The sequence below is a fragment of the Paenibacillus sp. tmac-D7 genome, assembly GCF_006519665.1.
Taxonomy (GTDB): Bacteria; Bacillota; Bacilli; order Paenibacillales; family NBRC-103111; genus Paenibacillus_G; species Paenibacillus_G validus.
Genome location: NZ_VIDW01000001.1, coordinates 44,130 through 64,646 on the forward strand (window position 1 = coordinate 44,130; position 20,517 = coordinate 64,646).

Sequence of the window (20,517 nt, forward strand, 5' to 3'; positions counted from 1 at the left end):
TTGCTTCTTATATAAGTGACGGGAGCGTTCCCGTATACACCGTCTCGGCAGGACCGGTCATGTACACGCGGTTGTCCGTCTCGTTCCATTCGATCAGCAGCTCGCCGCCCTTCAGAGCGACAATGCCCTTCCGGTCCATTTTGCCGTTCAACACGCCGGCAACGAGTGTCGCGCAGGCGCCTGTCCCGCAGGCCAGCGTAGGACCGGCGCCTCGTTCCCAGACGCGCATATCCGCATAGTCCCGGCTTTTGACCGTAGCGAACTCGACGTTGATGCGGCGCGGAAACAGCGGGTGCTTTTCCAGCTTCGGCCCCCATGCGGCCAAGTCGAAACGGACCGCGTCCTCCACGAAAATGACGCAGTGCGGATTGCCCATCGACACGGCGGTAAACGTGAATTCACGGCCGTCTACCGCGACCGGATGCTCCAGCACCGGCTCGGCGTCGACCGTCGTCGGCACCTGCAAGCCGGCGAGTACCGGCTCGCCCATATCGACGCGCACCCGGGTCACCCGTCCGTTCTCCACCTGGAGCTGGACGACTTGCGGCCCGGCGCCGATCGTCTCGATCGTCAGCTCGGTTTGCCCCGCATCGACAAGCCCGTTGTCGTAAATGTACTTCGCCGCGCAGCGGATCGCATTGCCGCATTGTTCGGCCTCCGAGCCATCGGAATTGATAATGCGCATCATATAGTCAGCACGGTTGGACGGCAGCACGAACACGAGTCCGTCGGCCCCGATCCCGAAATGGCGGTCGCACAAGCGGACAGCCAGCTCGGAAGCGTCGGCGGGAAGCGTCTCCGTATTGGAAAAAACGATGAAATCGTTGCCCAATCCGTGCATTTTCGTGAAATTCATAGCGAAAACTCCCATTTTTACGGTTTATCCCCTACTATAGCGTAAAAAAGTGACGCTGCAAAGCGGTTCCGCAAAATTTTACCGCATCGCTCCAAAAAAAGCAACGGCCTTAGCCCCTGCGTCGCTGCAGGCGGCTCGGGCCGCATGTTTAGAGATTCTTATCGGACGACGGGCTTCATCGGGTTGCGCCCTTTGGGCAGCGTCGTCTGTTTGCGTTTGGACGTGCTGAGCAAGCTGCCCAGCCCCATAAGGAACGTCGGAATACCCGCGAACACGAGCACAAGCCCCCAATCGACGAGACCGAGCGGCACCGTCTTGAAGATCGGCTGCAGCGCGTCGACGTAAAGCACCGGGAACATCAGCAGCAGCGAAGACGCCACCGCCAGCACGAGCCAAACGTTCTGGAGCGGGTTGCGATGGAAAATCGAGCGCGAGCTGCGGCAATCAAACACGTGAATCAACTGAGCCATGACCAGCGTAACGAACGCCACGGTCTGCGCTTTCATGAGCGCGTTCGGGCTATCGGCGCCCTGTTTCAGCGTAATGTAGAATGCCGCCAGCGTACAAAGCCCGATCAAGATTCCGCGGCTGACGATTTTCCAGCCGAGCCGGCGGGCGAAGATGTTTTCTTTGGCCGAACGCGGCTTTTGCTGCATCAAATCTCTCTCTGCCTGGTCGACGCCAAGCGCCATCGCCGGCAGCCCGTCCGTCACCAGGTTCACCCACAAAATTTGAATCGGCACGAGCGGCAGCGGCAGGCCGGCCATCATCGCGAGGAACATCGTCATAATTTCGCCTACATTCGACGCCAGCAGGTATCGGATGAATTTACGGATGTTCTCGTAAATGCCCCGGCCTTCCTCAATCGCCGCCACGATCGTCGCGAAGTTGTCGTCGGACAAGACGAGCGACGACGCTTCTTTGGAGACGTCCGTGCCGCTGATGCCCATCGCAATGCCGATATCGGCCGCCTTGATCGCAGGCGCGTCGTTGACCCCGTCGCCGGTCATCGCAACCGTGTGGCCTTGGCGCTGCAGCGACTTGACGATGCGCAGCTTATGCTCCGGGGATACGCGCGCGTACACGAACACGTCGTTCACCCGCTTATCCAGCTCGTCGTCGCTCATGGCGGCAAGCTGTTGGCCGTTCAAGGCCAGCCCGTCCTGCTGCAAAATGCCGAGCTGCTTCGCAATCGCCTCCGCCGTCGTCTGATGGTCGCCGGTGATCATGACCGTCTTGATGCCGGCGCGGCGGCACTTCACGATCGCGTCGCGCACCTCGCGGCGAGGAGGATCGATCATGCCGGTCAGACCGATGAACACGAGCTGACTCTCGACGGTCGACTCATCAAGATTCCGCTCCGTCGCTTTCAAATCGCGGTACGCAAGACCGAGCACGCGCAGCGCGTTTTTGGCCATGCCCTCGGCTGCGGCGAGCACCTTTTGCTTCAGCGTCGAGGTGAACGGAATGACTTTATCGTCCCACAGCACATAGGCGCATTGCTGAACGAGCAAATCCGGCGCTCCTTTCGTGCATGCCATCCGTCCGCCTTGATGCTCGACGATCACGGACATCCGCTTCCGCTCGGAATCGAACGGAAGCTCAAGCGTGCGCCGGTACAGCCCTTCGAGCGATTGTTTCGTAAGACCCGCTTTTGCTCCGAGCACGGTCAGCGCGCCTTCCGTCGGGTCGCCTTTAATCGCCCAGACGCCGCTCCGCTCGGTCGCCTCCTTCTTCTTCTTCGTTTCGTTCGCTTCTTCATATAGCATGGCGTTATTGCACAGCACGGCGACCTGGAGCAGACGACGGAGCATCTGATTGTCGCGCAGGTCGGCGGGCTTGCCCCGGTTCATGATGCTCCCGTTCGGCTCGTACCCGTCGCCCGTCACCTCCAGCACCTCGCCGCCCAGCCACAGGTGCGTCACGGACATTTTGTTCTGTGTCAGCGTGCCGGTCTTATCCGAGCAAATCACCGACGCGCAGCCGAGCGTCTCGACCGACGGCAGCTTGCGGACGATCGCCTTGCGCTGAATCATCCGCTGCACGCCGAGCGCGAGCGCGATCGTGACGATCGCCGGCAGCCCTTCGGGAATCGCGGCGACCGCCAGGCTGACGCCCGCGAGAAACATGCCGTAAGGCTCTTGGCCGTGTACAATCCCCGCGACGACGACAAGCACCGTCAGCGCCAGCGCGACGATGATCAATATTTTACCGAGCTGCTCGAGCCGATGCTGCAGCGGCGTTTCCATGGCATCGGTATTCTGGATAAGATCGGCGATCTTGCCCATCTCCGTCTGCATGCCGGTGCGTACGACAACCCCTCTGGCCGTTCCCCGGGTGACCATCGTTCCCATGAAACCGAGGTTGCGCTGATCGCCTAGCGGAATATCGTCCTGCGTCAGCGGGGATGTATGCTTGGCCACCGGCACGGACTCTCCGGTTAGAGCCGATTCCTCGATGTAAGTGCCGAACGTTTCGATGAAACGAATGTCGGCCGGCACCCGGTCTCCGCTTTCGAGCAGCACGAGATCGCCGGGCACGAGATCGCGGGCCGGAATCAGCTCGAGCTTGCCCGCTCTTACCACCTTGGCGTTCGGGGCCGACAGTTCCTTCAGCGCGCGCAGCGAACGCTCCGCCCGAAACTCCTGGGCAAAGCCGAGAATGCCGTTCATAATGATGATCGCAATGATCGTAATGGCATCCAAATACTCCCCGAGCAATCCGGAAACAAGCGTGGCTCCTACCAGTACAAGCACCATAAAATCTTTAAATTGATTCAGGAACAACGTGATCGGCGAGATGCTCTGACCTTCGGCCAGCTCGTTCTTGCCCTGCGAGCCGAGCCGCTTGTCCGCCTCCTCCCAGCTCAAGCCTTGTGAGGGCTCTGTTCCCGACGACTGCAAGATCTCCTCGGCCGTCCATTGATACCACGGTTTCTGACTCATCTGCTCATTCCCTCCCATAAGGTTGTCTAGGGTAAATGTATTCAGACAAGCCGCAAATTAGCACGTTTTCCTGCAGCTGCAAAAAGACCTTAAGTTTTTGATGAAAATATGGCATGATAGGGGGTAGCGTTTAAAACTTAGCCTACGTTTGCCCGCAACGCGTGTCCGGTCCGGCTGGTAAGCCCGGCCGCGCCGCAGCGGCAAACACGATTGGAGTTGTTCCCTCATGTCTTTTGACGGTCTCGTTACACACGGGCTCGTAAGCGAGCTGCAAAGCCTCCTGCCCGCCCGTATCAATAAAGTGCAAATGCCCTCCGCGAACGATATCGTGATGCAGCTTCGCGCCGGAGGCAAAAATACGAAGCTTCTGTTATCGGCCAGCCCGACCTATCCGCGTGTACACGTTACGGAGGAAAGCTTCTTGAATCCACTCGAAGCGCCGATGTTCTGCATGCTGCTGCGCAAGCATTGCGAGAACGGCATCATTGAAGCGATCGATCAGCCGGGCATGGAGCGCGTCATCCGCTTCCACATCCGGCAGCGCGACGAGCTCGGCGACCTGTCCTTGAAGACGATCGTCGTGGAAATTATGGGCCGCCATAGCAACATTATTTTGCTAGACCCGGCGACCGGCACGATTCTGGACGGCATTCATCACGTCACACCGGCGATCAGCAGCTACCGGATCGTCATGCCCGGCGTACGTTACACGGCTCCGCCGGAGCAGCACAAGACGCTGCCGCTCGGCCTGAGTGCGGACGCATTCGAGCAGCAGCTCGGCGATACGGCCGCCGGGCTGCTGGAAGCCGGCGGGGAATACGGCGCCCGGCTGTGGGAGCAAGCGATCGTACAGCGCTTTAGCGGCATCAGCCCGCTTGTGGCGCGCGAGCTCGCATACCGCGCCTTCGGCGGCGCCTTTGACCCGGAGCTTGACGCGGCCTCAGCCGTACGCAAGCTGTGGGAGCCGTTCCATGAGCTCATCGGCAAGCTGGAGCGAAGGCAGCTGACGCCTGTCATAACCGAGCATCCGTCGTCGGGAAAGAGCTACTTCTCCATCCTCGAACTGACGCATATCGGCGGCGGCATGCGCCGATTCGATTCGATAAGCGCCTGCCTGGAAGCCTATTATAGCGATAAAGCCGAGCGGGATACGGTCAAGCAGCGGGTCAGCGACCTGTTCCGCTTACTGACGAACGAGCGGACCAAGAACGTGAAGAAGCTGGAGAAACTGGAGGAAACGCTGCAGGACGCGCAGCAGGCCGATCGTTTCCGGATTCTCGGCGAGCTGCTGACCGCCTCCATGCATCAGATCCGCAAAGGCGACAGCCGTATCGAAGTGATTAACTACTACGATGAAGAACAGCGTCCGATCGAAATCGAGCTGGACCCGCTGCTGTCACCGTCTGAAAATACCCAGCGGTACTTCAAAAAATATACGAAAGCCAAAAACAGCCTAAGCGTCGTGAAGGAGCAAATGCAGCAGGCGCACGAGGAAATCGCCTATCTGGACAATTTGCTGCAGCAGCTTACGAGCGCGAGCCTCTCCGATATCGAGGAAATCCGCGAGGAACTGACAGAACAAGGTTACTTGCGCGACCGCGGCAAGAAGGGCAAGCGCAAGAAGGCAAACGCCAGGCCGCAGCTCGCCTGCTACACATCCAGCGAAGGCATTGCTCTTTATGTGGGCAAGAACAATACGCAGAACGAGTACTTGACCAACCGGCTCGCCGGACCCGGCGATACGTGGCTGCATACGAAGGATATTCCCGGCTCTCACGTTGTCATTCGCAGCGCGGAATTCGGCGACGCCACGCTGCTCGAAGCGGCGCAGCTCGCCGCGTATTACAGCCAAGCGAAGGAATCCAGCGGAGTGCCGGTCGATTATACGCTGGTCAAGCACGTCCGTAAACCGAGCGGCGCCAAGCCCGGCTTCGTCATCTACGATCATCAGAAGACGCTGTTCGTCACACCGGACCCCGAACGGATTAAACAGCTGCCCTTTACCGTGAAATAACGTTCGCCGCCGGGAGAACGACATAAAGACCGCCGGTCCCTTGATGAAGCAGCAAGGACATGCTGCATTCCGGGACAGGCGGTCTTTTTTTTTGCGCTTCACCCGCTTCCCCCACATATAGGAAGGCTGGTACGCTTTCCCTTGCGCCAAAAAAGATCTGCTGGGTCTTGTATTGGAAGAAAATCAGGAGATCGTCGGCAGCTGAATGACAACGGCCGTTCCGACATTTTCTTTGCTCGTAATTACCATCACGCCTTGATGGTTTTCAATAATTTTATAGCTGACCATCAGACCCAGGCCGGTCCCATTGCTTTTCGTCGTGTAGAACGGTTCTCCGAGACGCGCAAGCTTCTTTTCGGGAATACCGCAGCCATGATCGATAAACCCGATGTTCACCATACCGTCTGCTGCAAGGCGCGCGCGCACAATTAATTGTCCGCCGTCCGGCATCGCCTCGACGCCGTTCTTCACCACATTAATGAATACCTGCTTTAATTGGTTTTCCACACAACTGATGAGCGGCAGCGGATCGTCGATTTCATTGACGATTTCGACATTCGTAATGATCGCCTGCGTATCAAGCAGCATGATCACATCGTTCAGAATGGAGGAGACCGACTTCGGCAAATAATCGACCGCCTGCGGCTTCGCGAGCACGAGGAGCTCGCTGACGATTTGCTCGATCCGCTCCAGCTCGGCGGACATGATCGATAAATAACTATCGTTATGAGCCCCCGAACGGAGCAGCTTGGTGAACCCTTTCAGCGCGGTAAGAGGGTTGCGGATTTCATGGGCGATGCCCGCTGCGAGCTGGCCGACGGCCGAAAGCATTTCCGACTTGCGCAGCAATTCTTCCGTATGTCTCCGCTCGGACATATCTTCAGCGATTTTCAGATAATGAATCGTCTGTCCTTCGCTATCTTTGATCGGCAAAAACTTGACCGATTCCCAGTAAGTCAATCCGTTCCTGCTGTGGCTCTCCAGCTCGCCCTTCCACTCTTGACCCTCCGACAGCAGGCTCCAAATTTCCGTGAACGGCACGCTGGAACCTTCCCAATGCTGCAGTTCTCGAATGTGCCCGCCTATGGCGTCGGCCGGCTCGAATCCGGTCACTTCCGTGAATTTCGGATTGACGTATTCGATGGTCCCGTCCAAACCGGCAATGACGGTAATCGACGGGCTTTGTTCAATGGCGTACGACAGCTTCAGCATTTCGATATTGGCGCTCTTCAGCTCGGTAATATCGACAAAAGTAAGCACGATTCCTTTAATAACATTGTCGCTCGTCCGATACGGCAGCACGCGCATGCTGTACCATTTGCCGCCTTGGTTCTGGATCTCCCGCTCTTCGGGCACTAACGTTCGGAGCACTCGCTTCGCGTCTTCCACGAAGCCGTTATAGCGGAAGTTGTGCGAGATGTGCGCGAGCGGCCGGCCGCAGTCGGCATCCAGCAAATTGATCTCCTGAGCGATCACTGGCGTGAACCGGCGAATGCACATATTCCGGTCCAGAAAAATGGTGCCGATCCTTGTGCTGACCAGAAAGTTATCGATATCATTGTTCAAATCGGTCAGTTCTAAAATTTTGTACTGATATTCGAGGTTGACCGTCACCAGTTCCTCGTTGACGGACTGCAGCTCTTCGTTCGTGCTCATCAGCTCTTCATTGGCGGCCACCAGCTCTTCATTGGTCGCCTGCAGCTCTTCGTTCGACGTTTCCAGCTCCTCGATCGTAGCCTGCAGCGACTCTTCGGCCCGCTGCAGCTCCTGCTCGAGCTCCACCATACGCTGGTTTACGTTATTTTCAATATCGAACGATTCGACGACGCGTACCTGCGGCGACTGCTGCTGCGCCGACTCCTCGAACGAAACGAGCACGAGCTTGTCGAACTTTTTATTGGTCAACGAGAACGGCTTGACTATCAGGTTAATGTACGGCGAATGCTCCGAATTGTTGACCTTGATGTCTTTGTAATAAATAGCGCGCCGTTCCCTGCGTACCTTCTGGATCGCCGTAACGATCGCCACCGACAAATGCGCCTCCACCATCTTATAGATGTTCCAGCTCGGCTTTCCGCGCGCAAGCGCCAAGTACGGATTGATGTTGCCGCTCAAGTGCAGCACTTCGTTGTTCTCGTCGATAACCATGCATGGTGGCAAATGTTCATCGACGAACGTCGTGTCCAAATCGTCCGTTTTTTTGCAGCCTTGAACCTCTTTCGAGAGCGGAACCCACCTCTGTGCCATCTGATGAATCTTCGGGATATGCGCAGAACCGTTCATTCCGGGAACTCCGGCCGCAGCTTTATTCGAGTTGATGCTGTGCTGCTGAAATATGTTCCATTTACGCTCGAACGGCGTGAACAAATTCGCCAGTCGTCCGAGCGTTTCACTTGGCCCGAGGAACAGATAACCGTTCGGTTTCAAAGCAGCATGGAATAAAGAGATGAGCTTCTGCTGCATGTCCGATTGCAAGTAAATCAGCATGTTGCGGCATGTGATCAAGTCCAAATTATGAAATGGAGGATCTTTGATCATGTTGTGAGACGCAAACACAACCATGTTGCGGATTTCTTTGTTGATCTGGTGCATATCGCCGATTTGCGTAAAATACGTCTTGCGAAGCCGCTTGGAGACGCCCTTCATGGCAGCTTCCGGATACACGCCATGTCCCGCGAAATCAATCGAGTCTTGATCCAGATCGGTTGCGAAAATTTTTACCGAGAACGATTGCCCGGTCTTCGCCATATGCTGGTGAAACAATATCGCCAGCGAGTACGCCTCTTCTCCGGTCGAGCAGCCGGCCGCCCATATTCGGATTTGCCGCTCGCTTTGCTTGCTTTCCAAGATCGCGGGAATCACTTTGTGCTGCAGCGCCTCGAACGCTTGTGCATCGCGAAAAAAGCGCGTAACGCCGATCAGCAGGTCCTTGACGAGCGAACCGAGCTCGTTCTCGTCTTTCTGCAGCAGCTGCAAATAATCGGCCTGCTTGTTCATGCCGATCATGCTCATTCGACGCTCCATGCGACGGAAGATGCTGTTCTGCTTGTAGTGCGAAAAATCGATGCCTCTGGACATGTTCAGCAATTCGAAAACGCGCTGCATCGTTTGCTCGTCCCAACCGACGATAGATGGCAGCGCTTCGTCCCCCGGCATATCCCTTTCTTTCTCATGATCGACGACCGCCCGACCCAACAAGTAATTAGCTATCGCGCTCGGCGCAAGCACGTGGTCGACGCAGCCGGTCGATCGGGCGCTATTCGGCATCCCGTCGAATTTCGCCGACTTCTCGTCCTGCACGATAACCAGACCCCCGTGCTCCTTGATCGCCTCCGCACCGCGCGTGCCGTCGCTTCCCGTGCCGGACAAAATGACGCCGACCGCTTGGGTGCCCACATCCATGGCCAGCGAAGTCAGAAACATGTCGATCAGCAGATAAAGACCGGCCGATTGCAAATAACCGGTCACTTGCAGCTTTCGGTTGTTGATCGTAATCGCTTTGCGCGGCGGAATCAAATAGACGCAGTTCGGCTTCACCTCCATTTGATTCTCCGCTTCGTATATGCGCATCCGAGTGTTCTTGGCCAAAATCTCCGCCATGAAACTCTTGTAATTCGGTGAAAGATGCTGAATGACCACAAAAGACAAGCCACTGTCCGCTACCATATGATCGAAGAAGTGCTGCAGCGCCTCCAGACCGCCTGCAGAGGCGCCAATTCCTACGATATAACCGCCCGCAGCAGGCTGCTTCCGTCTTTCTTGTATCGCTGGTTTATCACTCATTCACCTCAACCTCATTTCATTCGGCGTTGTTCCGCACACCGTTGTCCAGTCTATTATATCAAAATGGGTAGTCTGCATCAAAATCCCTATTTACCCAACATATACCTTTTTTTCGGCCCGTCGCCCTATGCGAGTGATGATGTTGCACGGCGGCGCTTCCGCCAGATGGGCTGCAAAATGTGCACGACCTGCAGCGCAAATAAGCCCGGGGCTGACAAGCTCCCGGGCTTTGCTTTATTAACTTCCGTATACGCGCACCGCTTCATTGGCGAACTAGCGCCGTGCTGTCCGGCTGAATCACGATCTCCGGACGGCCTACGCCGATATACCGGATGCCGTGCTTCGCCATTTGGACCGGATCGAAGCAGTTGCGGCCGTCGATCACGACCGGCCTGGCGAGCCTTGCCTTTACTTCCTCAAGGTCCAGCGTCCGTACGGCGCTCCATTCCGTCGTAACGACCATCGCATCGGCGCCGGTTAACGCTTCGTAGGGGTCGCTGACGTAAACCGCGCCGTCCAAACTCAGAACATCCGCCGCAAGCTCAGCGGCGACCGGGTCATATGCGCGTACGCGAAAGCCGCGTTCCACCAGCATGCTTAAGATATCGAGCGCCGGTGCGTCGCGCAGATCATCGGTCTCCGGCTTGAACGTCAAGCCCATCAGCGCTACCGTGCAGGGGCCTCCCAGCGTCTGCTCGATCTTATCTGCGAACCTCTCCCGCTGGCGGCGGTTCACCTCGATGACCGACCGCAATATAAGAAAATCGTAATCGACATGCTCCGCCAAGCGGAGCTGCGCTTTCGTATCCTTCGGAAAGCAGGAGCCGCCGTACCCGATGCCCGCCTCCAGAAAGTGCGGTCCGATGCGCCGGTCCATCCCCATCCCTTTGGAGACGAGGTCGATGTCGGTGCCCACCTTCTCGCATACGTTTGCCATCTCGTTAATGAACGAGATTTTGGCTGCCAGGAAGGCATTGGACGCATATTTGATCAGCTCGGCGCTCTCTCGGTCCGTGTACAGCACCGGTGCACCGAAGGACGCATGGAGCGCGGCAATTCGTTCCGCCGCGTCCCGGCGGTCCGCGCCGATGACGATCCGGTCAGGTTGCAGCGTATCCCGAATTGCCGAACCCTCCCGCAGAAACTCCGGATTAGACACGACATCGAACGCCAGAGGCTTGCGTAAAGCTGTCTCAATCCATCCTTCCACGAGCCGCGACGTGCCGACCGGCACCGTGCTTTTCATCACAATGAGCTTTGGCGCGTCCATCGCCTCCGCAATTTCAGTAACGGCTGCCTGGACTTGGCTTAGATCGACCTCGCCGTTCGGGAGCGTCGGAGTGCCGACAGCCAGAAACACGATATCCGATTGACGCACCGCGTGCTTCAGATCGGTCGTAAAGGCCAGTCGCCCGCCTTGCAGATGCCGCTGCACCATTTCATCCAGGCCCGGTTCATAGATCGGAATATGACCGCTTTGCAGGAGCTGTATTTTCTCCTCCGCCCGATCCACGCCAATGACGAAATGCCCGGCTTCTGCATAACAGGTGCCGGAGACGAGTCCGACATACCCGGTTCCTACCACTGCAATCCGTTCGAACATAAACGCCTCCCGATTCCTGATTCGATTCGCCCGTTACAAACCTAACCGCCCGCGCAAATATCGCTCAAGCGGCCCTTTCAACTCGTCGCGCTCGAGCGCCATCTCGACGGTTGCTTCAATATAGCCGAGCTTATCGCCGACATCGAAGCGTCGACCGCCGACCGGCATCATCACCATACGCTGCTGCCCGTTCAGCACCCGCAGCGAGTCGGTCAATTGAATTTCTCCGCCTCGGCCTGGAGCGCTGTTCTCCAGAATGCCGAAAATTTCCGGCATCAATACGTAACGGCCGATGATGGCCTGATTGGACGGCGCCGTATCGCGATCCGGCTTCTCCACCAAATCCTCGATCCAAAGAAAGTCCGATGCCTCCTTCACCGGAGACAAAATCCCGTACTTGGACACGTCCTCCCACGGCACTTCCTGCGCACCGATGACCGAGGTGCCCGTCATGCTGTGCAAGTCGATCATTTGCTTCAAGCAAGGCGGGTCCGACTGAATGATGTCGTCGCCGAGCAGCACGGCGAACGGCTCGTTCCCGATAAATTTGCGGGCGCACAAAACCGCGTGGCCGAGGCCGAGCGGCTGCTTTTGACGTATGTAATGAACGTCAGCCAGATTGGAAATCGACTGGACCATCTGGAGCAGTTCGGTGTTTCCTTTTTCCTCCAGGATCATCTCCAGCTCGGCCGACTTGTCAAAATGGTCTTCGATCGCCCGCTTGTTGCGGCCCGTCACGATGATGATATCTTCGATTCCCGAAGAAATCGCTTCTTCCACAATATATTGAATCGCCGGTTTGTCGACGATCGGCAGCATTTCTTTTGGCTGCGCTTTCGTTGCCGGCAGGAACCGGGTTCCCAGTCCTGCCGCCGGAATAATCGCTTTGCGTACGCTCATGTCCTCACTCCTCTTCTCTGTTTCAGCCTCTCGACGACCTCAGCGTCGATCCGGCGTCCTCCGACCGGGGCGTGAAACACGACGCCCCCGCGCTCGCCGTGGTAATCGGAGCCCGCCGTGACGACCAAGCCGTAACGATCGGCCATCGCAGCATAGTGGGCCTCCTGCCCGGGCGAATGGTCGGCATGGTAGGCTTCCAGTCCGACCAAGCCTTCCGCGGCAAGAGAAGCGATAAGATCGTCCCGCCCGTATAAGCCGGGATGCGCCAGCACCGGCGCGCCGCCGGCTTCCTGAACCCAGCGAACCGCTTCAAAGGGCGTAATGCGCGGCGGCGACACGAACGCGGCGGCTCCGCTGCCCAGGTAACGCTCGAACGCCTCAGCCATCGATCCGACGTAGCCCTTGCGCACGAGCGCGTCCGCAATGTGCGGGCGCCCTATCGTATCGCCTTGCTTCTTAACGGTCTGCAGCGATTGCAGCACGTCGTCCATCGTCAGGTCGAGGCCGAGCTCGCGCAGCCGCTCCACAATCATCTCGTTGCGCCGGTCGCGCACGCGCCGAAGCTGTTCCAGCCGGGACAACAACACAGGGTCGTCCTTGTCGATCCAATACCCGAGCACGTGGATATCGATCCCTTCATGCATCGTGCTGATCTCTACGCCAGGCACGACGGTGACGCCGTAGACGGCGCCGGCTTGAAGCGCTTCCTCCAGCCCTCCGACCGTATCGTGATCGGTCACCGCGACGGCGCTGAGGCCCGCTTCCGAGGCTAATCTCACATTGTCCGTCGGAGTCCCCGTACCGTCGGAAGCCAGCGTATGCGTGTGCAAATCGGCGAATGCCACTTGAGCCAACATCCCCTTCTCCTTAATGTCAATGCGCTACAGCCATTGGCTGAGATCGCGCTCCCGTAAAAACGTCAAAAACGTTACCGCCGAAATCGGCAGTAAGGTCGAGCTTAAATAAATGGCATGAAAGCTGCGGACGAAGCTTACATCCTTCACATCTTTTACCTGCAGCACCCCCAGCGCAGCCTCGTGTTTAAGCGACGATTGGGACAAGATCGAGATGCCGAGTCCCGCCTCCACCGCCGATTTAACCGCTCCTGTGCTGCCGAGCTCCATCACGATTTTGAGCGAAGACGGGTCATAGCCCGCTCGCGTCAGCTCTTCTTCCATCACACGCCGCGTACCGGAGCCCTGCTCCCGCAGGACGAAAGGGTACTTCATCAGTTCCTCCACCGGCACCAGGTCGAAGTCGCCAAGCGGATGATCCTTCGGCAGGATCAGCTTCAATTCGTCGCTGAGCACGGCTTCCGTATGCAGATCCGAATGCTTCACTTCAGCCTCCACCAGCCCGAACGTAAGCTGATGATTCAGGACTTCCTCCAAAATTTGCTTGGTGTTGATCACCTTCATGCTGACCGAAATATTCGGGTACTCCAAACCGAACGGACCGAGCAAGCGCGGCAGGATGTACTCCCCGACCGTCAGGCTAGCCCCCAGATGAAGCCGGCCCTCCAGCATATGCGTGAACTTTGACATACTAACGTCCGTTTCCTTAATCAGCTCGATACTTTTCTTCGCGTAAGGCAGCAGCGTGCGTCCCGCTTCCGTCAGCTCGACCCGCTTGGTTGAACGGACGAACAGCTTCGTGCCGAAATAATCCTCCAGCGATTGAATTTGCATCGTCACTGCCGGTTGGGTCATATGTAAAGCCCCGGCCGCGTGTGAGAAGCTGCCCTTTTCCGCGACCGTGTAAAAAATGTGAAGCTGATGAAAATTGAGCGCCATAACGTACCTCCGCAAGGGTCTTCCTTCAAATTATATCTAAAATAACGGCGATTAGCCATCCGAACGTTTTAAGCCCGCGTTAAAAATGAAAAAAGGTACGCCTTGAGGGCATACCTTCAATAACGCATCGTAAGTCGGAGAGCTTGGCGTTATCTTCGCTTCCTGCTGTTCTTGATCAATGTCATGCGGCGGGAGTGGCGCAGCCACGAGTAATACGAACGCAAATCGCGCAGTTCCATCGTTTCGGACATCCGTCCGAGAAAGGTGACGACGATCATCTTGTAAGTCGGAGGCCCTGGTTGAGGCCCGGGCTTCACGGTTTCGGCGAATTCGCAGACCATCACCAGATCATCATCGATCAGAAAGACGTCCTGCTCATTTTTGTAGTAAGTCCGAATGGAATTTGATCTTAATTTGCTCCACAAAAATTCGGTGATGTCATGGAAACCGGTTTTCTCGGATTCAACACGATCGGCCCACCGGCTGCGGGCATGATGCGTAATCACGATATCTGTAATTGCTCGACCCCCAAGCACGATCGGGTTGGTATCGTTTCGGTTGTCACGTTCGCCGACTCTGCGTTCTGCCACAAACCAAACCCTCTTCCTACAAAAATAGTCCGTCAAACCTATATACTTTTTTAATCTACTATTATATTTTACAGCATCCCTCGCGAGAATCAACTTAAAAAATCTTTAGATAAAAGGCCCCGGTTCGAACCAGAGCCTTCATTTCGTCATAGAATGCTAAAAAAACCGCCGTTTGCGGCGGCGGGTTTGTCTTACAGGGTGTAGAATCTTGTTTTATCAGGCATATTACTGCTATACTCGGTTTTGATTTCATTCCGGTAGGAACGCTCCACTTTTTTGACGAAGGGCAGCTTTTGCAATTGTTTGACCGTGTCGTCCAAACGGCTTGCATAAACATACATAGCGGCATAATGCAGCTTCTTGGAAATAAAATGGACGTTTCCGTATTTCTCCAAATGCTTAGCCGCCGCCTTGACGTCGGACACCCAAACGATGATTCCGGTACGCTCGGTAAACATATCGTTAACCTTCTTTCTCCAGCTTTCTTAGACAATGAAAGGAATGAAACTCGATGTCCACTTCAGATGCCGAACTTCTTGTCGCCGTCACGCGCGGTCCGGTTACGGAAAGCGTTCATCGCGGCCATATCGCCGTATCGGACTCGCAAGGAAGGCTGCTGGCTTATGTGGGAAATCCGCACTTTTATACGTTCGCCCGCTCCACCGCCAAGCTGCTGCAGGCCATTCCGCTTCTCGAAGCGGGCGGCGCCGAACGGCTGTCGCTGACCGATGCCGAAACGGCCATCACTTGTGCGTCCCATAACGGGGAGCCGGAGCATACACAGGCGGCGATGTCCTTGCTGGGCAAGGCCGGCCTGGGTGTAAGCGCTCTTGATTGCGGGCCGCAGGAGCCGTTGCTGCGGCGCGAAGCGGATCGGCTCAAATACGAGCATGTCGCGGCCGCGCCGATTCACAACAATTGTTCGGGCAAACATGCGGGCATGCTCGCCCTAGCCTCGTTGATGCAAGTATCTACTCATCAGTATACTCACCCCGATCATCCTGTCCAGCACAAAATGCTGCAAACCGTCAGCGACATGTGCGGAATCCCGGCCGAGCGCATCGAGCTTGGCGTCGACGGCTGCGGGGTTCCGGTATTCGCGCTTCCGCTGGCTGCTCTTGCCTACGGATATGCGCGCCTCGGGCGCCCGGATGACTTGGCGCCGAAGCGTGCGGAAGCTTGTCGGCGCATTATAGCGGCCATCCGCCGTTCCCCGTTCTATCTAGCGGGCACGGATCGTTATGATACGCGCTTGGCGGAATTAACCGCCGGACGGATTATCGGCAAGATGGGCGCTGAAGGCTTGTACGCGGCGACCGTCCCGGAGCTGGGCATCGGCATCGCCATTAAAGTCGACGATGGCGCCGAACGGGCGCTGTATCCGGTTGCAACGGAAGCGCTGCTGCAGCTCGGTCTGTTAAGCGAGGAGGAAGCGGAACGGCTCGCCCCGTTCCACCGGCCGGACGTCGTCAATCGCCGGAATGAGACGGTCGGACGGATTCAGCCGGTATTTCGGCTTATTCGCACACAAGAACACACATGCTAATAAAACAGAAAGGGCGGCGTCTGCCGCCCTTCATTGGTTCCGGCTTACTCCCGCCTCAGCCGCAATTCCCGCTGCAGCTCCCTCCGGAAGAACAACCCCCGGAGCTTGCGAGCGGATCGTTCGAAGGCACCTTGATCGTTTCCGAGACGGAACGTGCGATCGTCTCCGAGACGGTATATAGAAGGTCGTCCAGCTTCCTCTCCGCCTCTTTATATTTACGAACCGCCTCTACTTCGTCAAGCTGCGCCTGCACGGCTTTCACCTGATCGAGCGCCTCGTGATAATTCGGATGATAGTGGCCAAAGCGTTCGCACTCTTCGAAAAGCTCTTTCTTCTTGGCGAACTCCTTCACCAGACGCGCCACTTCCGGATCGGCGTCCTTGGCTTGCTTCCAATATAAATAATCCGCGGTTTCTGCGGAGTACTTGATCATATCGGCCAAATCGTAGGCCTCCAACAGGATGGCAGACATATCGAGCGTGCGCGATTCCATAACCGCCATGTTTAAGCACCCGCCTTTCGGATAATATAAGCTTACCCTTCTATCATATCACATTTTAAAGAAATACGCCGTTGGATTAATATTTATCGTTGATCCCAGGCAAAATCAGCTTCATCTCCTGCCATTCGTCGGCAAGGAGACGAATTTCGCCGGCGTTCCCGCTCCGTTCCTCCGCCGGCCCGAGCCCGGTCATGCACCAGGTGCCTCTGGTTTCCTGCACCTTGCGGGGGGCGAACCGAACATCGGCGCCATCCTTGCGGATTTGCAGCAGCGTCCGCATCTCGATCGCTTTCTCAACCATATCTTTGCGCGTAGATGGGTGATAATTCCGATAATCCCGCAGCCAAGCCGCCGGGATATCCCGCAGGTCCGGATACAGATCGGCAGGCTCAGGCAGCCGCGCTTCCATCTGAAAGTATGCGATGGAATGCCGCGAGTAGACGAGCCCCTTCGCCGTTCCGGCATCAATCTCAAACTCCGGTTCACGCGGCGGCTGTGTTCTCTCTTGCCCGGAATCCCGGAGCAGCGAAGGATAGCGGCGGCCTCCGCTTCCGGCAGCAGGATCGGCAGCCGGAAGCCCGGCCATAAATCCGGCCTTCTCCAATGCGGCGGCGAGCGGCTTGATATCGTTCTCGTCGATGACGTAATGCATGTCCCCGATCCGCTCGCCCAACAGCTTCGACACCGGCGGCAGTCTCGTTAAGGCTGCCGCCGTATCGGCATCGGCGCAGCGCAGCAGCACGACACGCGTGAGATTCGTTTTGCCGAACGGCTTCGCCCATTGCTCGACGGTCAACCGGACGTTGTCCGGCAGCCCGTATGCCGCGTGCTCTTCCAGAAAGTACAGCACGTCGTCCGCAGTTCTCCCCTGCTCCAGGGCATACTTGAGGCTCGCCTTGGTCAGTTTGGTTACGGAGAGCACGTCCCGGACAGGCGGGTCGCATAGGCAGATCAGCTCCCATTGCACCCAAAGCGGCACGTCAGGCGGTACGAGGATTTCGAAATCCGGCTGCACGAGGAAGGCACCCGGCATCTCCTCGACCGCCTCCCCCTCCGTACCGGCGGCTCGCCAACGCCAACGATAATACGTAGAAGCGCCTCCCTGGCCCTCGCGGCCGAGGCCGATGCAGCCTCGCTCCAGCCAGCCGAGCCCGGTTAACGGCTCCAACCATTGCTCCCTTAGCAAACGCACGCGTTCGGCCGCATCGTCCGAGTTTTCCGCGCCCTCGGCGAGCCCGTAACGGCGCAGCGAGCTCAGCAGCATCTCAGGGGCAAACCATTCGCCTTCCGGGATCGTCTCCAGCAGCAGCACTGCGTGCTGCTGCCACGCATAGGCCGGGAAGGCAAGCTCCTTCCACAGCCGGTACAACCGTTCGTTTTGCCGGGCACGGGTCGCGTGGAGAAACGCCCGCAGTTGTTCTTCCTGCAGACGCAACCCTTCGTCATCCATCTCCAGCAATCCCATTTTCAGCAGCATATCCAGGACCAGCGCCGTCTTCAACGGGTAGACGTCCGCATAGGCATACTTCAGCGACACGCCTTGGAAGCATTCGTCTTGCCAAGGCAGCCCTTCATTCAGCCGTTGAACGGCTTTCTTCGGCAGCGTGCCGTTTTTTGTCAATTTCATATCCTGCTTCGCAATCAGCGTCAGGATGTCGAAGATGGCGATGACAGGTTCCCGGCCGCCCCCGGCTTGCAGTTCAATCGAACCCGGGTCCAGCCGTTCCGCCGCCGCTCTTTCGCCGAGCAGCGGGTAGAGGATGCGCTGCCACCGCGGAAGGGCGTCCTCAGGAAGCAGGTACACAAGCTCGCCCCACGATTTGCGGAATGCGAACACCAGTCCTTTACGCCGAATGCCGGCGAATCCGGCTTGTACTTCCGCACCGGATAGCGCCGCCCCAACCGATCGCTCTAAACGCGCGTCGTCAAAGGGTTCGCAGCCGATCCGCCGCACGACAGCGTCCAACACCGTACGTTCCGCCGGCGCAAGCCGATTGTACACAGTCTCCAGCACCACATCGTCCTGCCAAAGCCGCTCCAGCGCTTGTCCTCGCCTCAGCCACGGCGCATAAACGGTTTCCGCTTCAAGACGACCGCGCAGTTCGGCCGGCATCAAGGCAAGCAGTCGATCGTAATTCATCGCACGGTCACCTCCGACACACCGGCCGCACCGACCATCCGGTAGTTGTAGCCTTGTTCGATCAGAAACAACTGACGGTTCATCGCAAACTCCTGCTCCTTTGTATCTTCGCTGACAATCGTATAAAAGTAAGCTTTATTTTCTCCCGATTTCGGCCGTAAAATGCGGCCCAGCCGCTGCGCCTCCTCCTGACGGGAGCCGAAGCTGCCGGACACCTGTATCGCCACCGCCGCATCGGGTAAATCGACGGCAAAGTTGGCCACTTTGGACACGATCAGCACGGGAATTTCGCCGCTGCGGAAGCTGTGGTATAACGCCTCCCGCTTGTCGTGCGGCATCTCGCCGCTGATCATCGGCGCGCCGGTCCGCTCAGCAAGCTTGTGCAGCTGCTCCAAATATTGCCCGATGACGATTACCTGCTCGCCTTCATGCTTGCGCAATAACCCATCCACAACGTCCAGCTTGGCCCGGTTATTGCTTGCGATGCGCATCCGTTCCCGTTCGGCCGCCGACCGGTAAGCCTCCATCTCGGCGGGCGGCAGCGGCACCCGCAGCTCGACACATTCGACGGAGGCGATCCACCCTTGCGACTCCAGAGTTTTCCAGGGCATCTCGTACCGCTTCGGACCGACGAGCGAGAATACGTCCTCCTCGCGTCCGTCTTCGCGGATCAATGTAGCGGTAAGCCCCAGCCGCCGCGTCGCCTGGATATCGGCCGTCACCCGGAATACGGGAGCGGGCAGCAGGTGGACTTCGTCATAAACGATAAGCCCCCAGTCCCGTTTATTAAACAGGTCCATATGAACGAACGATTCGTTCTTCGACTTGCGGTACGTCAAGATTTGATACGTTGCGATCGTCACGGGGCGAACTTCTTTCTGCAAGCCGGTATATTCGCCGACCATATCCTCCGTGAGGTCCGTTTTATCCAAAATTTCGCGCTTCCACTGCTTCACCGACGTGCTGTTCGTCGTCAGAATGAGCGTCGCGCACGACAGCTTCCCCATCGCCGCAATGCCGATAACCGTCTTCCCTGCGCCGCAGGGCAGCACCAGAACGCCGCTGCCGCCCTGCATCGAGCCCTCGCGGTAGAAGGAATCGACCGCAGAGCGCTGGTAATCGCGAAGCGCGAAGGCGCCCGTACCGGCGGCATCCGAACGCAGCTGGATCGGCAGCGATTCGCCTCGGCTGTAGCCGGCAAGATCTTCAACCGGAAATCCGAGCTTGACCAGTTCCTGCTTCAATAAACCCCGGTACTGTGCAGAAAACCGCAGCGTCCGTTCATCCAGCTGGCATAGCCCATAGGAACGGAGCGATTTGTAACGAGCCATTTCCTTAATGATATCGATATCGTCGGAGATTAGAAGCAACTCATCTCCAAGCCTTTCCAACCGGACTAACCCGTACCGCTCAATAAATCGCCGGATGTCCTGCTTGACCGACACCGGGACGCCGAACTTCGAATTCGCTTCGAGAAAAGCGATCACATCCTCGGCCGTGACTCCCGCGGCAGCGGCGTTCCAAAGCGATAGCGACGACATCCGGTACGTATGCATATTATCCGGCGATTTGACAAGGTCGGCGTACCGGATCAGCTCGGCGCGCATTTCCTCGAATTGGGGGTGTCTCGTTTCCAATAAAATGCAGAAGTCGTGCTGTACAACGAGCGGCCGGTCTTTATGAAACGTAGGCATCGCAGTTCCCTCCAAGCATTGACAGATATTTGTAGTATGAGGGAACGGCGCACGATTTAAACCTCCTTTACCGAGAATCAAACTCGAAATTCCTTGAAAAACGTCGAAATTTGTGAAAAAATGTGTGGAGCAACCGATCTTTACCGTTGGG

Annotated in this window: 14 protein-coding genes; 2 read left to right on the forward strand and 12 right to left on the reverse strand. The window is 57.2% G+C overall.

All coding sequences use genetic code 11. The features are described 5' to 3' along the window. Window positions 1-7: 7 nt before the first annotated feature. Both dapF and FKP33_RS00240 read right to left on the reverse strand, forming a co-directional pair. On the reverse strand, window positions 8-856 hold the full coding sequence (gene dapF / locus FKP33_RS00235) for a diaminopimelate epimerase (protein ID WP_141333710.1): 849 nt from the start codon (window positions 854-856) through the stop codon (window positions 8-10). 158 nt (window positions 857-1,014) lie between these two features. Then, window positions 1,015-3,801, reverse strand: coding sequence for a calcium-translocating P-type ATPase, SERCA-type (locus FKP33_RS00240; RefSeq protein ID WP_141333711.1), 2,787 nt, complete (start codon window positions 3,799-3,801; stop codon window positions 1,015-1,017). Window positions 3,802-4,027: 226 nt separating this feature from the next. On the opposite strand from FKP33_RS00240, the gene FKP33_RS00245 reads away from it, so the two are divergent. After that, the gene (locus FKP33_RS00245; RefSeq protein ID WP_127608477.1) at window positions 4,028-5,815 is read left to right on the forward strand and encodes an Rqc2 family fibronectin-binding protein; all 1,788 of its coding nucleotides are present in this window, start codon (window positions 4,028-4,030) and stop codon (window positions 5,813-5,815) included. A gap of 183 nt (window positions 5,816-5,998) precedes the next feature. Here FKP33_RS00245 and FKP33_RS00250 read toward each other — a convergent pair whose 3' ends face one another. The 7 genes from FKP33_RS00250 to FKP33_RS00280 form a co-directional block, all read right to left on the reverse strand. Further along, window positions 5,999-9,598 (reverse strand): CheR family methyltransferase, encoded by a 3,600-nt coding sequence (locus FKP33_RS00250; RefSeq protein WP_141333712.1) that lies wholly within the window; start codon window positions 9,596-9,598, stop codon window positions 5,999-6,001. Between the two features lie 262 nt (window positions 9,599-9,860). Continuing rightward, window positions 9,861-11,201, reverse strand: coding sequence for a UDP-glucose dehydrogenase family protein (locus tag FKP33_RS00255; protein ID WP_141333713.1), 1,341 nt, complete (start codon window positions 11,199-11,201; stop codon window positions 9,861-9,863). A 33-nt stretch (window positions 11,202-11,234) separates the two neighbouring features. Then, window positions 11,235-12,101 (reverse strand): UTP--glucose-1-phosphate uridylyltransferase GalU, encoded by an 867-nt coding sequence (gene galU, locus FKP33_RS00260; protein ID WP_054797032.1) that lies wholly within the window; start codon window positions 12,099-12,101, stop codon window positions 11,235-11,237. Then, a complete protein-coding gene (locus FKP33_RS00265) occupies window positions 12,098-12,958 on the reverse strand; it encodes a PHP domain-containing protein (protein WP_155615457.1) in 861 nt (286 codons plus the stop codon). The genes galU and FKP33_RS00265 overlap by 4 nt, the downstream gene beginning before the upstream one ends. Before the next feature lie 24 nt (window positions 12,959-12,982). Next, window positions 12,983-13,894 (reverse strand): selenium metabolism-associated LysR family transcriptional regulator, encoded by a 912-nt coding sequence (locus tag FKP33_RS00270; RefSeq protein ID WP_054797030.1) that lies wholly within the window; start codon window positions 13,892-13,894, stop codon window positions 12,983-12,985. A 149-nt stretch (window positions 13,895-14,043) separates the two neighbouring features. Further along, entirely contained in the window at window positions 14,044-14,484 is a 441-nt protein-coding gene (locus tag FKP33_RS00275; protein ID WP_127608479.1) for a hypothetical protein, read from the reverse strand. Window positions 14,485-14,675: 191 nt separating this feature from the next. Next, window positions 14,676-14,942: a YlbG family protein gene (locus tag FKP33_RS00280; RefSeq protein WP_127608480.1), complete on the reverse strand. Its 267-nt coding sequence runs from the start codon at window positions 14,940-14,942 to the stop codon at window positions 14,676-14,678. 53 nt (window positions 14,943-14,995) lie between these two features. On the opposite strand from FKP33_RS00280, the gene FKP33_RS00285 reads away from it, so the two are divergent. Next, window positions 14,996-16,030 carry an asparaginase gene (locus FKP33_RS00285; protein WP_141333714.1) on the forward strand — a complete coding sequence of 345 codons (1,035 nt, stop codon included), beginning with the start codon at window positions 14,996-14,998 and terminating at the stop codon, window positions 16,028-16,030. A gap of 55 nt (window positions 16,031-16,085) precedes the next feature. Here the strand turns inward: FKP33_RS00285 and FKP33_RS00290 are convergent, their stop codons facing one another. The 3 genes from FKP33_RS00290 to FKP33_RS00300 form a co-directional block, all read right to left on the reverse strand. Further along, window positions 16,086-16,532, reverse strand: a complete 447-nt coding sequence (locus FKP33_RS00290; RefSeq protein WP_127608481.1) for a YlbF/YmcA family competence regulator — start codon at window positions 16,530-16,532, stop codon at window positions 16,086-16,088. A 76-nt stretch (window positions 16,533-16,608) separates the two neighbouring features. Then, window positions 16,609-18,672, reverse strand: coding sequence for a helicase-associated domain-containing protein (locus FKP33_RS00295; protein ID WP_141333715.1), 2,064 nt, complete (start codon window positions 18,670-18,672; stop codon window positions 16,609-16,611). Next, entirely contained in the window at window positions 18,669-20,366 is a 1,698-nt protein-coding gene (locus tag FKP33_RS00300) for a DNA repair helicase XPB (RefSeq protein WP_127608483.1), read from the reverse strand. The genes FKP33_RS00295 and FKP33_RS00300 overlap by 4 nt, the downstream gene beginning before the upstream one ends. Window positions 20,367-20,517: the final 151 nt, after the last annotated feature.